The sequence below is a fragment of the Pseudomonas sp. Fl4BN1 genome (genome assembly GCF_009908285.1).
Lineage (GTDB): Bacteria > Pseudomonadota > Gammaproteobacteria > Pseudomonadales > Pseudomonadaceae > Aquipseudomonas.
The window spans coordinates 12,610-28,633 of record NZ_JAAARM010000055.1 but is presented as its reverse complement, the minus strand read 5'-3'; the positions used below and the strand labels follow the sequence as shown (position 1 = coordinate 28,633).

The 16,024-nt window shown below is 61.5% G+C and carries 14 protein-coding genes; 11 read left to right on the top strand and 3 right to left on the bottom strand.

Features of this window, described 5'->3' with window-relative positions:
• From GV818_RS32110 to GV818_RS32065, 10 genes are all read left to right on the top strand, one after another.
• Nucleotides 1–1,241 (top strand): MFS transporter (locus GV818_RS32110; RefSeq protein ID WP_161778559.1); only part of this gene is annotated, 1,241 nt, incomplete at its 5' end.
• A 187-nt stretch (nt 1,242–1,428) separates the two neighbouring features.
• Nucleotides 1,429–2,412: a phosphate ABC transporter substrate-binding protein PstS gene (locus GV818_RS32105; protein WP_161752733.1), complete on the top strand. Its 984-nt coding sequence runs from the start codon at nt 1,429–1,431 to the stop codon at nt 2,410–2,412.
• Between the two features lie 452 nt (nt 2,413–2,864).
• On the top strand, nt 2,865–4,898 hold the full coding sequence (locus GV818_RS32100; RefSeq protein ID WP_178125226.1) for an ABC transporter permease subunit: 2,034 nt from the start codon (nt 2,865–2,867) through the stop codon (nt 4,896–4,898).
• Nucleotides 4,899–4,913: 15 nt separating this feature from the next.
• Nucleotides 4,914–6,584 (top strand): phosphate ABC transporter permease PstA, encoded by a 1,671-nt coding sequence (pstA, locus tag GV818_RS32095; RefSeq protein WP_161752737.1) that lies wholly within the window; start codon nt 4,914–4,916, stop codon nt 6,582–6,584.
• 170 nt (nt 6,585–6,754) lie between these two features.
• On the top strand, nt 6,755–7,588 hold the full coding sequence (pstB, locus tag GV818_RS32090) for a phosphate ABC transporter ATP-binding protein PstB (RefSeq protein WP_161752739.1): 834 nt from the start codon (nt 6,755–6,757) through the stop codon (nt 7,586–7,588).
• A gap of 111 nt (nt 7,589–7,699) precedes the next feature.
• Nucleotides 7,700–8,461 carry a phosphate signaling complex protein PhoU gene (gene phoU, locus GV818_RS32085; RefSeq protein ID WP_161752741.1) on the top strand — a complete coding sequence of 254 codons (762 nt, stop codon included), beginning with the start codon at nt 7,700–7,702 and terminating at the stop codon, nt 8,459–8,461.
• Nucleotides 8,462–8,627: 166 nt separating this feature from the next.
• Nucleotides 8,628–9,578: a response regulator gene (locus tag GV818_RS32080; RefSeq protein WP_161752743.1), complete on the top strand. Its 951-nt coding sequence runs from the start codon at nt 8,628–8,630 to the stop codon at nt 9,576–9,578.
• Nucleotides 9,579–10,205: 627 nt separating this feature from the next.
• Nucleotides 10,206–10,541 carry a type II toxin-antitoxin system RelE/ParE family toxin gene (locus GV818_RS32075; RefSeq protein ID WP_161778558.1) on the top strand — a complete coding sequence of 112 codons (336 nt, stop codon included), beginning with the start codon at nt 10,206–10,208 and terminating at the stop codon, nt 10,539–10,541.
• Entirely contained in the window at nt 10,534–10,848 is a 315-nt protein-coding gene (locus GV818_RS32070) for a helix-turn-helix domain-containing protein (protein WP_161752747.1), read from the top strand. The genes GV818_RS32075 and GV818_RS32070 overlap by 8 nt, the downstream gene beginning before the upstream one ends.
• A gap of 61 nt (nt 10,849–10,909) precedes the next feature.
• Entirely contained in the window at nt 10,910–11,806 is an 897-nt protein-coding gene (locus GV818_RS32065; protein ID WP_161752749.1) for a peptidoglycan DD-metalloendopeptidase family protein, read from the top strand.
• A 71-nt stretch (nt 11,807–11,877) separates the two neighbouring features.
• Here the strand turns inward: GV818_RS32065 and GV818_RS32060 are convergent, their stop codons facing one another.
• The 3 genes from GV818_RS32060 to phoB form a co-directional block, all read right to left on the bottom strand.
• The gene (locus tag GV818_RS32060; RefSeq protein WP_161752751.1) at nt 11,878–13,218 is read right to left on the bottom strand and encodes a hemolysin family protein; all 1,341 of its coding nucleotides are present in this window, start codon (nt 13,216–13,218) and stop codon (nt 11,878–11,880) included.
• A 106-nt stretch (nt 13,219–13,324) separates the two neighbouring features.
• A complete protein-coding gene (phoR, locus tag GV818_RS32055) occupies nt 13,325–14,617 on the bottom strand; it encodes a phosphate regulon sensor histidine kinase PhoR (RefSeq protein ID WP_178125225.1) in 1,293 nt (430 codons plus the stop codon).
• A gap of 139 nt (nt 14,618–14,756) precedes the next feature.
• On the bottom strand, nt 14,757–15,446 hold the full coding sequence (gene phoB / locus GV818_RS32050; protein WP_003177195.1) for a phosphate regulon transcriptional regulator PhoB: 690 nt from the start codon (nt 15,444–15,446) through the stop codon (nt 14,757–14,759).
• Nucleotides 15,447–15,597: 151 nt separating this feature from the next.
• On the opposite strand from phoB, the gene GV818_RS32045 reads away from it, so the two are divergent.
• Entirely contained in the window at nt 15,598–15,981 is a 384-nt protein-coding gene (locus GV818_RS32045) for a COG4315 family predicted lipoprotein (protein WP_161752755.1), read from the top strand.
• Nucleotides 15,982–16,024: the final 43 nt, after the last annotated feature.

Here is a 16,024-nt window from a genome sequence, read left to right as displayed (position 1 = left end):
GTAGTGACTACAAGACCCTGTCGCTGTCCGCCTTGGGTGGTGCACTGGAGTTCTACGACTTCATCATTTTCGTGTTCTTCGCCACCGTGGTCGGCAAGTTGTTCTTCCCGGCAGACATGCCCGAGTGGCTGCGCCTGATGCAGACCTTCGGCATTTTTGCTGCCGGTTACCTGGCGCGGCCCCTGGGCGGGATCGTCATGGCGCACTTCGGCGACCTGCTGGGGCGCAAGAAGATGTTCACCCTGAGCATCTTCATGATGGCAGTGCCGACCCTGATCATGGGCCTGCTGCCGACCTACGCGCAGATCGGCATGTGGGCGCCGATCCTGTTGCTGTTGATGCGGGTGATCCAGGGCGCGGCGATCGGCGGTGAAGTGCCCGGGGCCTGGGTGTTCGTTTCCGAGCACGTGCCCCAGCGGCACATCGGCTATGCCTGCGGCACCCTGACCTCGGGCCTGACCGCCGGGATTCTCCTGGGCTCGCTGGTGGCCACCGCGATCAACAGCATCTATACCCCGGCGGAAGTGGCGGGCTACGCCTGGCGGATTCCGTTCCTGCTGGGCGGGGTGTTCGGCCTGTTCTCGGTGTACCTGCGTCGCTTGTTGCATGAGACCCCGGTGTTCGCCGAGCTGCAATTGCGCAAGGCCCTGGCCGAAGAGTTACCGCTGCGAGCGGTGCTGCGTGATCACCGTGAAGCCATCGTGATCTCCATGTTGCTGACCTGGCTGCTGTCCGCCGGGATCATCGTGGTGATCCTGATGACCCCGACGGTGTTGCAGACCGTCTATCAGTTCCCGGCCATCACCGCCCTTGAGGCCAATAGCCTGGCGATCGTGTTCCTGAGCCTGGGCTGCGTGGCCTCCGGGGCCCTGGCGGACCGTTTCGGTGCCGGCAAAGTCTTCGTCTTCGGCAGCGCCTTGCTGCTGGCCACGTCCTGGACCTTCTATCACGGCCTGCAGGACAACCCGCAGTGGCTGTTCCCGCTGTATGCCCTGACCGGCCTGTTCGTCGGCACCATCGGCGCCGTGCCTTATGTGATGGTCAAGGCGTTCCCGGCGGTGGTGCGTTTCAGCGGCCTGTCGTTTTCCTACAACCTGGCCTACGCAATCTTCGGCGGGCTGACGCCGATGGTGGTGACCTGGCTGCTCAAGGAAAGCCCGATGGGCCCGGCCTATTATGTTGCAATTATTTGCGGCATCGGCCTGCTGGTGGGGCTGTACCTGTGGAAGAAGGGCCGCTGACAGGCGTGATGCCCACTTGGACGTGTTCGCCGGCAAGCCGGCTCCTACCGACACAATCAGGAAAGGCCAGCTTCCGTAGAGGAGTGCTGGCCTTTCATCTAATTGTCATATTCCAGACATAGAGTGTTCACACGGCCTACAGATACTTGGCCCCGACTTAACACCCCCTATCTGCTAGGAGTAAGGCATGAAACTGAAGCGTTTGATGGCGGCAATGACCTTTGTCGCCGCTGGCGTTGCGACTGCCCACGCGGTTGCCGCTGTTGACCCTGCTATCCCGAGCTACACCAAGACCACTGGTGTGTCGGGCAACCTGTCCAGCGTCGGTTCCGATACCTTGGCGAACCTGATGACCCTGTGGGCCGAGAACTACAAAAAAGAATACCCGAACGTCAACATCCAGATTCAGGCCGCCGGCTCCGCCACCGCGCCACCTGCGCTGACCGAAGGCACCTCCAACCTGGGCCCTATGAGCCGCAAGATGAAGGACACCGAACTGGCGGCCTTCGAGCAGAAGTACGGCTACAAGCCAACCGCTATCCCGGTGGCCGTGGACGCCCTGGCGGTGTTCGTGCACAAGGACAACCCGATCCAGCACCTGACCATGGAACAGGTCGATGCGATCTTCTCCGCGACGCGTCTGTGCGGCGCTAAAGAAGAAGTCAAAACCTGGGGCGACCTGGGCGTGAAGGGCGACCTGGCCAACAAGCCGGTCCAGCTGTTCGGCCGTAACTCGGTATCCGGCACCTACGGCTACTTCAAGGAAGAAGCCCTGTGCAAAGGCGACTACAAGCCTAACGTCAACGAGCAACCAGGTTCGGCCTCGGTCGTACAGTCCATCAGCTCCTCGCTGAACGGCATCGGCTACTCGGGCATCGGCTACAAGACTGCCAGCGTGAAGACCGTGGCCCTGGCCAAGAAAGGCAGCACTGACTTCATCGAAGACAGCGAAGAAAACGCCCTGAACGGCAAATACCCGCTGTCGCGCTTCCTCTACGTCTACGTCAACAAAGCCCCGAACAAGCCTCTGGCCCCGCTGGAAGCCGAGTTCGTGAAACTGGTCCTGTCGAAACAGGGTCAGGAAGTGGTGGTGAAAGACGGTTACATCCCTCTGCCAGCCAAAGTTGCCGCCAAGGCCCTGGCTGACCTGGGTCTGAAAGAAGGCGCATAAGCCGCCGCATAAGGGTCCGGCCCCCGGACCCTGTCGTATCCGTAGGAGCTGGCTGGGCGACCCAGGCTCAAGGCCCCGTTCGCCGGCAAGCCGGCTCCTACAACCTCATTTTTTGTCCGCTGCCAGCTTTGCTACGCGGCGGATTTGTTGCGTCACTGCATTGTCATCTTTCTGTCATACAGGATCGCTAGGGTGTGCGCATGAATGATCTGGCCAACTCCACCATGACTACGACTTCTCCCCCCAAGCGCATTGACTTCAATACGCCTGAACTGCAACGCAAGCGCCGCATCCGCGCGCTCAAAGATCGCCTGACCCGCTGGTACGTGCTGATTGGCGGCCTGGCTGTGCTGGGTGCGATCACCCTGATCTTCTTCTTCCTCGCCTATGTCGTCGCACCGCTGTTCCAGGGTGCCGACCTGACCGCCAAGGACCCTCTGACTCCCGCCTGGATGCAGGACGCCGGCAAGCCGCTGATGTTCTCCCTGGAAGAGCAGAACCAGGTCGGCATGCGGGTCTCCGACAAGGGCCAGGCACTGTTCTTCGACATCGACAACGGCGCCGAGCTGCGCAAGGTCGACCTGCCGATCCCGGCGGGCGCCAGTGTCACTTCCATCGGCAAGGACCAGCCGGGCACGCCGCTGGTAGTGGTAGGTTTGTCCAACGGCCAGGCCCTGGTGTTCCGCCACACCTACAAGGTCAGCTACCCGGACGGCAAGAAGACCATCTCGCCAGCCATCGAGTACCCCTACGGTGAAACCCCGATCACCCTGAATGAACAGGGCGAGGCGCTGGAACACGTCAACCTCAACGCCACTGATTCGTCGCTGATCGTCGCCGGCTCCAGCGGTTCGCAGTTGCAAGTGCTGAAGCTGACCCGCGAAGAAAACATGATGACCGGTGAGGTCACCAGCGAGCAGAACCGCATCGAGCTGCCGCAGATGACCGAACCGGTCAAGGCGATGTACATCGATCCGCGCCAGCAATGGCTGTATGTGATCAATGGGCGCGCCCAGGCCGACGTGTTCAGCCTGCGCGACAAGAGCCTCAACGGTCGCTACAAGCTGCTGGAAGACGCCGATACCGAAGTGACTGCCAGCACTCAGCTGGTAGGCGGTATCTCGCTGATCATCGGTACTTCCAAAGGTGGCCTGGCCCAGTGGTTCATGGCCCGCGACCCGGATGGCGAACTGCGCCTGAAGCAGATCCGCACCTTCCAGATGGGCACTGCACCGATCATTGAAATCACCGCCGAAGAGCGCCGCAAGGGCTTCGTTGCCCTGGACGCTTCCGGCAAGCTCGGGGTGTTCCACAGCACCGCCCACCGCACGTTGCTGGTGGACCAGGTGGTCGACGGCCAAGGCATCTTCGGCCTGTCGCCACGGGCCAACCGGGTGATCGTCGAGGCTGGCGGCAAGCTGCAACCGCTGTTGCTGGACAACCCGCACCCGGAAGTGTCCTGGAGCGCGCTGTGGAGCAAGGTCTGGTACGAGAACTACGACGAACCTAAGTACGTCTGGCAATCCACGGCGGCCAACACTGATTTCGAACCCAAGCTGAGCCTCTCGCCCCTGACCTTCGGCACCTTGAAGGCGGCGTTCTATGCCATGTTGCTGGCGGCTCCGCTGGCGGTTGCGGCAGCGATCTACACCGCCTACTTCATGGCTCCGGGCATGCGCCGCAAGGTCAAGCCGGTGATCGAGCTGATGGAGGCGATGCCGACGGTGATTCTCGGCTTCTTCGCCGGTCTGTTCCTCGCGCCCTATGTCGAAGGTCACCTGCCGGGCATCTTCAGTCTGCTGCTCCTGCTGCCGGTGGGCATCCTGGTGGCGGGTTTTGCCTGGAGCCGCCTGCCCGAGTCCCTGCGCCTGCGAGTGCCGGACGGCTGGGAAAGCGCGATCCTGATCCCGGTGATCATTTTCGTCGGCTTCATCTCGCTGTACATGAGCCCGTTCATGGAGAACTGGTTCTTCGGCGGCGACATGCGCATGTGGATCTCCCATGACCTGGGGATCACCTACGACCAGCGCAACGCCCTGGTTGTGGGCCTGGCCATGGGTTTCGCGGTGATCCCGAACATTTACTCGATTGCTGAAGATGCTGTGTTCAGCGTGCCGCGCGGCCTGACCCTGGGCTCTCTGGCCCTGGGCGCCACACCGTGGCAGACCATGACTCGCGTGGTGATCCTCACCGCCAGCCCGGGGATCTTCTCGGCGCTGATGATCGGCATGGGCCGCGCCGTCGGCGAGACCATGATCGTGCTGATGGCCACCGGCAACACCCCGATCATGGAGATGAACCTGTTCGAAGGCCTGCGCACCCTGGCCGCCAACGTCGCGGTGGAAATGCCTGAGTCGGAAGTCGGCGGCAGCCACTACCGCGTGCTGTTCCTCTCGGCGCTGGTGCTGCTGCTGTTCACCTTCGTCATGAACACCCTCGCCGAGCTGATCCGTCAGCGTCTGCGCAAGAAATATTCGTCGCTTTAACAAAGGTAGAAGTCTGTGAAACAGAACTCCCTAAACGGCTGGTTCAAAAGCGGCGCCCCCGGCGTCTGGATCAGCGGTGGCGCGGTGTCCATCGCGGTCATCATGACCATCGGCCTGCTGGCGGTGATTGCCGTGCGTGGCCTTGGCCACTTCTGGCCGGCGGATCTGCTGCAAGCCCACTACGACGTGCCGGGTCAGGCCAACCACCTGGTCGTCGGTGAAGTGGTACAGAAGGAAGAAGTGCCCCGGGAACGCCTGAAGAGTGCCGGCTTGCCGGTGCCCGACCAGGGCCCGGAGTTCATGACTCGCGAGTTGATCAAGGTCGGCAACCGTGACCTGAACGGCAATGACTTCACCTGGATCGTCGGCGAGTGGCTGACCAACCAGAGCTACCCCAAAGAGCTGATGACCATCGAACGCCGTGAGTGGGGCAACTTCTACGGCTACCTGGTCAACGTCAAAGAAAATGGCAAGGTGATCGCCGAAGGCGAGGCCGCCTGGCCTGAGCTGCAAGCGCGGATCGACCGGGTGAGCAAGCTGGCGGCCCAGCTCAAGAGCCTGGAGAAGTCCGACATTGGCGCGATCAACGCTGGCCTGGAGCGCATCCGCTTGCATGGTCGCAAGCTGGAACTGGGCGGCAAGCTGGACGCTGCCGCTCAAGCCGACATGGACGCCGAGCGTGCCGAGCTCAATGCCCGTTACCAGGATGTCGAGTCCCGTCTGGGCGATCTGCACGCGCAGTTCAACCGCGACAGCCTGACCGCCCGTGATGCCAATGGTAAGGAAATCGAAATCGGCCTGGGCAAGGTGGTACATGCCTACCAGCCGAACGCCATGGGCACCTTCACCAAGATCGGTTTCTACTTCAGCAAGGTCTGGGAATTCCTCAGCGACGACCCGCGTGAAGCCAACACCGAAGGCGGGATCTTCCCGGCGATTTTCGGCACCGTGATGATGACCCTGATCATGGCCATGATCGTGACGCCGTTCGGTGTGCTGGCAGCGGTCTACCTGCGTGAATACGCCAAGCAGAACGCCCTGACCCGGGTGATCCGCATTGCCGTGAACAACCTGGCGGGGGTTCCAGCGATCGTCTACGGCGTGTTCGGCCTGGGCTTCTTCGTCTATGTACTGGGTGGTTCCGTGGACCGTCTGTTCTTCCCCGAAGCCCTGCCGGCGCCGACCTTCGGTACTCCGGGGCTGCTCTGGGCATCCCTGACCCTGGCGCTGCTGGCGGTGCCGGTGGTGATCGTGGCCACCGAAGAAGGCCTGGCGCGAATTCCCCGCACCGTGCGTGAAGGTTCCCTGGCCTTGGGTGCGACCAAGGCCGAGACCCTGTGGAAGATCGTTCTGCCCATGGCCAGCCCGGCGATGATGACCGGCATGATCCTCGCGGTGGCCCGTGCCGCCGGTGAAGTGGCGCCGCTGATGCTGGTGGGCGTGGTGAAACTGGCGCCGTCGCTGCCGGTGGACGGCAACTACCCGTACCTGCACCTGGACCAGAAGATCATGCACCTGGGCTTCCACATCTACGACGTCGGCTTCCAGAGCCCCAACGTCGAGGCTGCGCGGCCACTGGTGTACGCCACCGCGTTGTTGCTGGTGCTGGTGATCGCGACCCTGAACCTGTCGGCGGTATGGATCCGTAACCACCTGCGGGAAAAATACAAAGCGCTGGACAGCTGATCGGCTGGCTTGTGTAGGAGCTGGCTTGCCAGCGAAGGCGCCCACAAGGGCGACACAAGGCCTAGAGGCCCCTTCGCCGGCAAGCCGGCTCCTACGGAACACAATGATGTCGCCGCCGGCCTGATGCCTGCGGTTCACGACAAACGAATTGGTAGCACAGGGAGCATCCCATGCAACATGAAGCACACACTCACGGCATCAACATGTCCGCCCTGGGCCGCGACAAGCAGAGCCTGAGCCTGGAACAGGAAACCGTGGCCATCGAAGTGCCCGGCCTGAGCTTGTTCTACGGCGAGAAACAAGCGCTGTTCGACGTCAGCATGAACATCCCCAAGCAGCGCGTGACCGCCTTCATCGGCCCGTCCGGTTGCGGCAAGTCGACCCTGTTACGGACCTTCAACCGCATGAACGACCTGGTGGATGGCTGCCGTGTCGAGGGCGCCATCAACCTCTACGGCAACAACATCTACCGCAAGGGCGAGGACGTGGCCGAGCTGCGCCGTCGCGTCGGCATGGTGTTCCAGAAGCCCAACCCGTTCCCCAAGACCATCTATGAAAACGTGGTCTACGGCTTGCGCATCCAGGGCATCAACAAGAAGCGCGTTCTCGATGAAGCCGTGGAGTGGGCGCTCAAGGGGGCGGCGCTGTGGGAAGAGGTCAAGGACCGCTTGCACGAGTCGGCCCTGGGCCTGTCCGGTGGTCAGCAGCAGCGTCTGGTGATTGCCCGGACCATTGCCGTGGAACCGGAAGTGTTGCTGCTGGACGAACCCTGCTCGGCGCTGGACCCGATCTCGACACTTAAAGTCGAAGAGCTGATCTACGAGCTCAAATCCAAGTTCACCATCGTCATCGTGACCCACAACATGCAGCAGGCGGCACGGGTTTCCGACTACACCGCGTTTATGTATATGGGCAAGCTGGTGGAGTTCGGCGATACCGATACGTTGTTCACCAACCCGGCGAAGAAGCAGACCGAAGACTACATCACCGGACGCTATGGCTAGGAAGCAGCTGCAAGCCGCCAGTATCAAGCGGCAAGTGAGAGCGGTTAAGGGTAATGACATAGATAGCTTGCAGCTTGTAGCGTGCGGCTCACAGCTTTTGCGGAGCAAACCATGATTTCGAAGGAAGGGTTAACCCATCACATCTCCCAGCAGTTCAATGCCGAGCTGGAAGAGGTGCGCAGCCACCTGCTGGCCATGGGCGGGCTGGTGGAGAAGCAAGTCAATGACGCGGTCACCGCGCTGATCGAGGCCGACTCCGGGCTGGCCCAGCAGGTGCGTGAGATCGACGAACAGATCAACCAGATGGAACGCAATATCGACGAGGAGTGCCTGCGCATTCTCGCTCGTCGTCAGCCGGCGGCTTCCGACCTGCGCCTGATCATCAGCATCTCCAAGTCGGTGATCGACCTGGAGCGCATCGGTGACGAAGCCACCAAGATCGCCCGGCGGGCCATTCAGCTGTGCGAGGAGGGTGAAGCTCCGCGGGGTTACGTTGAAGTGCGGCACATCGGTGACCAGGTGCGCAACATGGTCCGTGACGCGTTGGACGCTTTTGCCCGCTTCGATGCCGACCTGGCCCTGTCGGTGGCCCAGTACGACAAGATCATCGACCGTGAGTACAAGACCGCGCTGCGCGAGCTGGCCACCTACATGATGGAAGACCCGCGCTCTATCTCGCGGGTTCTGAGCATTATCTGGGTACTGCGCTCGCTCGAACGGATCGGTGACCACGCGCGCAATATTTCCGAGTTGGTGATTTATCTGGTGCGCGGTACTGATGTGCGCCATCTGGGTCTCAAGCGCATGAAGCAGGAAGTTGAAGGCACCAGCGGTGAAAGCGCTAATGTTCCGGGTGAAGCTGACGATAAGTAAGATTGCCTGAGAAGAGCGCCCGGCCCTTTTGGCCGGGCGCTTTTGTTTGAGGCTTTCGAATTGAATGGCAGCACCCGTGAACGAAAAGTCCCGGCGTGACTGAAGAGTTTTGGCAAAGTGCCATCAGCCAGCGTTATGCTTGCCGGGATTTTTAAAGGGGTGGTCGATGAGTAAGGTAAGTGTGTTGGTGGTGGATGACGCCTCGTTCATTCGTGACTTGGTGAAGAAGTGCCTGCGCAACTACTTCCCTGGCATCAAGATCGAAGACGCAATCAACGGTAAGAAGGCCCAGGCGATGCTTGCCCGTGAAGCCTTCGATCTGGTCCTGTGTGACTGGGAAATGCCGGAAATGTCCGGGCTTGAGCTGCTGACCTGGTGCCGTGAGCAAGAGGCCCTGAAAACCATGCCGTTCGTCATGGTCACCAGCCGTGGCGACAAGGAAAACGTGGTGCAGGCGATCCAGGCCGGGGTTTCCGGTTATGTCAGCAAGCCCTTCACCAACGAACAGCTGCTGACCAAGGTCAAGCAGGCGTTGAACAAGGTCGGCAAGCTCGACACCTTGATGAACAGCGCGCCGACCAAGATGAACTCGGCGTTCGGCAATGACTCCCTGAGCGCGCTGACCGGCGGCAAGCCGACAGTGGTGGGTGCTGCGGCTCCGGTCAATCCGTTTGCCAAGCCTGCCGCTGCGCCGGCTCCGGCAGCCAGTGCAGCGCCGGCTCGTGGCCTGCTCAATAGCCCGCCAGTCAAGGCCCCAGCCCCTGCGGCGTCGGCCGGTGGTGGTCGTGGCCAGGGGCAACTGCGGCTGTCCAGTGGCAACCAGCAATGTGTGATCAAGGCCTTGAGCATCAAGGAGGCCTTGTTGGTCGTGAAGCGCACCGAGAACCTGCCGCAGGTACTGGAGAGCGCGGTGCTGGACCTGGAGCAGGGCGACAACGCCGAAGTGGCGCGGTTGAATGGCTACCTGCATGCGGTGGTGGCTGTTGAGCCGAAGCCGGATAGCGACTGGTTGCAACTGACATTCCGTTTTGTGGATCAGGATGCGCAGAAGCTCGACTACATCTCCCGGTTGATTGCTCGCGGGACGGCGCAGAAGCATTTCGTTCCTGGCGCTTGATCTTCCAGGTGCTGGCTTGCCAGCCAAGGCGGACTGACCGGCGGCTCGTTCATGGATCATTGCCGCTATAGCAGCGGCTTGTGGTTTCGCCTCTACGCCGCTGCCTAGGGCCTTCGATTCGTTCAGGCGTTCTCCCTCGAACGTCCCTCAGGAGGGCATCGCTGCCAGCGCTGCCCTCGACTGCGTCCCAATCCCGGGCTACGAACCTATGGGCTTTCTCGGCGGTACATGGCGGCCTTCGAGCCTGTCGTAGTGTCCTCCTATCCGGCCCGCGCAGCCCCTTGCCAGCGCCGCCAGCAATCTGCTGCAAACACTTTCCTGTCCCAGGATTTTTTCCACCGCTGGATAGCGACCGGGTTACATCACCACGACCTTGGCGTTGCGGGTGGATAACCCTCGCCTTGGGTTGAAGGCCGCCAGCAGCAAGGCGTTGAGGCTTGTACCGAGGCATTTGAGACCGTATGTCCGATTAACTTTGTCGAACTTGATTTATATCTATTTGGATATAGATTGCGGATAGCGCTCCACATCATTCTGCTCTTGCGGCCATGCCTTGAAACAACCCGATGCGACCATCCATGGCGGGGTTGATTAGCCTTGCTCCTGGTCAGTCACAGGAGAAGTTCGATGCACAGGCACAAGGATGTGGTGTTTGTCGGGAGTGCGCTCAGGGATCTCAGGGCTTTCCCTGAAGATGCCCGCCGGGCCGCCGGTTTTCAGCTGGATCTGCTGCAGCAGGGCGAGCCGCCCTTCGATTGCAGGTCGATGAAGGCTATCGGCCCGGGCGTTTTCGAAATCAGGGTCAATGAGGATTCAGGGGCGTTTCGGGTGTTTTATGTGGTCAGGCGACCCGCAGCCATTTATGTACTGCACGCGGTACGCAAGACCACCCGCAAGACCGAAGCGCGGGATATCGAACTGGCTCGTGCCAGATTTCAGGAAATAGGTTCACGCCATGACTGACTCATCCGTTACTCAGCGGTTCGCCAGTGTCTGGGATGCTCTCGAGGCCACCCCCCAGGAAGCGGCCAACATGCGCCTGCGGGCCAAGCTCATGCTGGCGCTGGGCAAGACCGTGCAAGCCTGGGGCGTATCGCAGAAGGAGGCCGCCAAACGCCTCAATATCACCCAGCCGCGGCTCAATGACGTGCTCAGCGGCAAGATCAACAAGTTCTCCCTCGATGCGCTGGTCAACCTGTCCGAGGCGGCCCGGCTGGGGGTGGATATCAGCTTCGATACCCCAGGCACGGAGCCCCTGGCGCCGGCCTGATTCACACAAGCTCCATATCCGCCTGTTAGCGTGATTCCACAACCTACCAAGAAGCTGCCGAATGTGTGTGCGCCTGCTGTTTTTTTGTGGACTGTCGCTGGTCGCTACGTCGTTGGCGGCGATGACGGTCTACAAGTCCATCGACGCCAATGGGGTGGTGTCCTACAGCGACCGGCCTTCGCCTGGGGCGCAGGAGTTCGTGTTCCGCGAGCGCATGGTCGAGCACCTGGAGCGTCAGGTGCTCCTGGATATCCAGAAGCACAAGGGCGTGGATACGGTATATGTGCGCAATGACCTGTACGCACCGGTGGAGATCGAGTTGGGTTTTGCCGGCTTGAACAATGTCAGCGGTGTTCCCGGGCAACCGATCCGCCGGGTGCTGCCGGCCCGCAGCAGGCAGCGCCTGGCGCTGCTCACGGCGACTCGGGCCGACCAGCCCTTCAGCTATGCACCCAGGTTCCGTTATTCCCTGGGGGACCCGACAGGCGCCACCCAGGCCTATCGCTACCCGTTGCCCTGGCGTGGCGGGCCGTTTCGCCTGACCCAGGGTGCCAATGGCCAATACAGCCATTTCAGCCCCAAGAGTCGTTATGCGTTGGACATTGCCATGCCCGTAGGCACGCCGATCATCGCTGCTCGGGGTGGGAGGGTGGTGAAGACCGAGAGTGCCCAGAACGGGCGCGGCAACAACCCTGCGGGCAACTTCGTTCGGGTGCTGCACGATGACGGCACCATGGGCGTGTACCTGCACCTCAAGCAAGGCTCAGTGAGCGTGCGGGAAGGGCAGCGGGTAGCGGTGGGCAGCCCGCTGGGGCTGTCGGGCAATACCGGCAACAGCAGCGGGCCGCACCTGCACTTCGTGGTGCAACGCAATACCGGGCTGGGGCTGGTGTCGATTCCCTATCAGTTCAACCAGCCGCTGGGGGATCTGCCGAATTTCGCACTGGGCAAAAAATAGGTTTCGGGGGCGGGTGTTGGCAACCGGCTCCGGGGCAGATGCAGGAGCCGGTTTGGCAGTGCAGGGCTCGATTAGTCGAGCATCAGGACTTTGGCCAGGATGATCTTCGGACCCTTCATCTTCTTGATGATGATGCGCAGGCCTTCGACTTCCAGCACTTCTTCCTCTTCCGGCACCCGTTTCAGGGTTTCGTACACCAGGCCGGCGAGGGTTTCGGCTTCGATATGGTCCAGGTCGATGCCCAGCAGGCGTTCGACCTTGAACAGTGGCGTGTCACCGCGCACCAGCAGTTTGCCCGGCTGGTAGGCGAGGATGCCGCGCTCGGTCTTGCGGTGTTCGTCCTGGATGTCGCCCACCAGCACTTCCAGCACGTCTTCCATGGTCAGGTAGCCGATCACCTTGCCGTCGGCTTCTTCCACCAGGGCGAAGTGCGAGCCGCCCTTGCGGAATTGCTCCAGCAACTGCGACAGCGGCATGTGCCGGGAGACGCGCTCCAGCGGGCGGGTCAGCTCGGCCAGGTTGAACGACTCGGGGATATGGTCCAGGGCTGCCAGTTCCAGCAGCAGGTCCTTGATGTGCAGCAGGCCGACGAACTCGTTTCGTTCGCTGTCGTAGACCGGGTAGCGGCTGAATTTGTGGCGACGGAACAGGGCGAGGATTTCCTTGAGCGGCGCGTTGAATTCGACGCTGATCAGGTCTTCCCGGGAGTTGGCCCAGTCCACCACTTCCAGTTCGCCCATTTCCACGGCCGAGGCCAATACACGCATGCCCTGGTCGCTGGGGTCCTGGCCTCGGCTGGAGTGCAGGATCAGCTTGAGTTCTTCGCGGCTGTAGTGGTGCTCGTGGTGCGGGCCAGGCTCGCCTTGGCCGGCGATGCGCAGGATGGTGTTGGCGCTGGCGTTGAGCAGGTAGATCGCCGGGTACATCATCCAGTAGAACAGGTACAGCGGCACCGCGGTCCACAGCGACAGCAACTCGGGTTTGCGGATCGCCCAGGATTTGGGAGCCAACTCGCCAACCACGATGTGCAGGTAGGAAATGATGAAGAACGCAGTGAAGAACGACACGCCGCGGATCACTTCCGGGGAGTTGACGCCGAGCGCTCCCAGCAGCGGTTCCAGCAGGTGGGCGAAGGCCGGCTCACCGACCCAGCCCAGCCCCAGGGATGCCAGGGTGATACCCAGCTGGCAGGCCGAGAGGTAGGCATCCAATTGGCTGTGCACGGTGCGCAGGATTTGTCCGCGCCAGCCGTTTTTGTGGGCAATGGCTTCGACTCGAGTCGAGCGCAGCTTGACCATGGCGAACTCTGCGGCAACGAAAAATCCGTTGAGCAGGACCAGGATCAGAGCAAAAAGAATCATGCCGAAGTCGGCGAACAGAGACGCGAGGGTAAAACCAGGGGAAGGATCCATGATGGAGTTTTGCGGGTTCCGTGTATTCGAAAAAGAAGGAAATGCAGTGCCTGAAAGGCAGGCACAAGTGACGCAATGTAGCGGCTGACAAGGCGATTGCCTAGTGTTAGCGCTGGTCGGTCAGGCTCTCGGTGCGATTTTTCTTCACCTGGGCCGGGACGAAATGGCAGGTAAAAGTGCTGCCGTGGCCCAATACGCTGCTGATCTCCAGGCGCGCCCGGTGGCGCAGCAGCACGTGTTTGACGATGGCCAGGCCCAGGCCGGTGCCGCCGGTGTTGGAGTTGCGGCTGGAGTCCACCCGGTAGAAACGCTCGGTGAGGCGCGGCAAGTGTTTGCTGTCGATGCCGATCCCCGAATCCTGCACGCTCAGGTGTGCGCCGTGCTCGTCACCCCACCAGCGGACACGGATGTTGCCTTCGGCCGGGGTGTATTTCACCGCGTTGAACACCAAGTTGGAGAAGGCACTGCGCAGCTCCGCCTCGCTGCCCTTGAGCTGTACCGAGGCATCGGCTTCCAGGGTAATGCGCTGGTTGCGCTCCCCGGACAACGCCTGGGCATCGCTCTTGATCGATTGCAGCAGCGCCTCGATGGGGACGGGCTGGTTGTCCGACGGGTAGTCGGTGGCCTCCAGCTTGGCCAGCAGCAGCAGGTCGTTGAGCAGGGTCTGCATGCGTCCGCCTTGCTGCTGCATTTGCTGCAGGGCACGGCTCCAGCGCGGATTCACTTCCTCGACGTTGTCCAGCAGGGTTTCCAGGTAGCCGCAGATCACCGTCAACGGCGTGCGCAGTTCGTGGGAAACGTTGGCGATGAAGTCCTTGCGCATCTGCTCCAGCTGGTGGATGCGGGTCACGTCCCGCACCAGCATCAGGTGCTCGTTGTTGCCGTAGCGGGTGATGTACAGCTGGATGCGCATACGGTCGTTGGCCGGGGAAGGAATCTCCAGCGGTTCGGCATAGTTGTCTTGTTCGAAGTATTCCTTGAAGCGCGGATGGCGCACCAGATTGGTCACCGGTTGGCCGCTGTCCTGGGGCGTCTTGAGGCCCAGCAGGGTTTCGGCGGCGCGGTTCCACCACTCCAGGTTGCCGTCGCTGTCGAGCATGATCACCGCGTCTTTCAGGGCCGCTGTGGACTCCTGGACTCGGTCGATCACCGCCTGTAGGCGCCCGCGGACTCGCTGATCACGGCGTTGCAGATGGTAGATGCTGTCGAACACTTCGCCCCACAGGCCGTAGCCATCGGGTGGTGCCTCGTCGGGTTGGTGCAGGCGCAGCCACTCGTGCAGGCGCAGCAGCTGTTTGAGGGTCCAGGCCAGGTAGAGGCCCAGGCCGGCGGCCAGGCTCCAGCCGTAGTAACCGCTGATCAGGCCTACCAGCAGGCAGCCGGTGATCAACAGCAACATGTGGCGAATCAGGGTGCCATGCCAGTTTTGATTCACTTAAAACACGTCCGGGTGAGTGGAGCAGCTCCGAGCTGCAAGCTTCAGTTCGAAGCGACGGGGTCCAGCTTGCCGCTTGTCAGCTTATGGCTTGCCGCTGCATTTATGCCTTTGTCGAAAAACGATAGCCGGTGCCGCGCACGGTTTGTACCAGATTCTCGTAGGCATCACCCAGGGCTTTGCGCAGCCGGCGGATGTGCACGTCCACGGTGCGCTCCTCGACATACACATTGCCGCCCCAGACCTGGTCCAGCAGTTGGCCGCGAGTGTAGGCGCGTTCCTGGTGGGTCATGAAGAACTGCAGCAGACGGTATTCGGTCGGGCCCATTTCCGCCGGCTTGCCGTCGATGGTCACCCGGTGGCTGATGGGGTCCAGCAGCAGGCCGCCGACTTCGATCGGCGCTTCGCCATCGGTGGGGCCGGCGCGGCGCAGCACGGCCTTGAGGCGGGCCACCAGTTCACGAGGGGAGAACGGCTTGGTGATGTAGTCGTCGGCGCCGACTTCCAGGCCCTGGATCTTGTTGTCCTCTTCGCCCTTGGCGGTGAGCATGATGATCGGGATGTCCCCGGTCAGCTCGTCGCGCTTGAGGCGTCGTGCCAGCTCGATGCCGGAGGTGCCCGGGAGCATCCAGTCCAGCAGGATCAGGTCCGGCTTGCGGTCGACGATGATGGCATGGGCTTGCTGCGAGTTCTCTGCCTCCATGCAGTCATAGCCGGCCATTTCCAACGCAACGGCGATCATTTCGCGAATAGGCGCTTCGTCGTCAACGATCAGAATGCTTCTGCCAACCATGCTTGAACCTCTTGTCATTTAACTGTCTTGCGCCGCATTAGATAACGGAATTATTGCAGTCGTGTGACAGTATTTCAGCTCGCGGGGCGAGGCGCATCTTCGTCGACTAAGCTTTGAGTCCGATTCCTGACAACCACAAAAGAAGGTTTCCATGACTCTGTTCAAGCAATCATTGAAAGTCCTGCTGGTGGGCGCTGTTCTGGCCTTGCCGACATTCGCTCTGGCCGCCGACCCGGCGATGAGCAAGGACGGCGTGCTGGTGGATCACAAGGGCATGACCCTCTACACCTTTGCCAAGGACGCTGATGGCAAGTCCATGTGCAACGACAAATGTGCCAGCAACTGGCCGCCGCTGATGGCTGAAGGCAGCGACAAGGCCATGGGCAAGTGGACGGTGCTCAAGCGTGACGACGGCAAGATGCAGTGGGCCTATGAAGGCAAGCCGCTGTACAGCTTCGTGATGGACAAGAAGGCCGGGGACATGACCGGCGAAGGCAAGATGGACGGCGCCTGGAAGGTCGCCAAGTCCGAATAGGCATCGAGCCCCGCAGCCGCTACTCGGGTCGCGGCTGCGACTT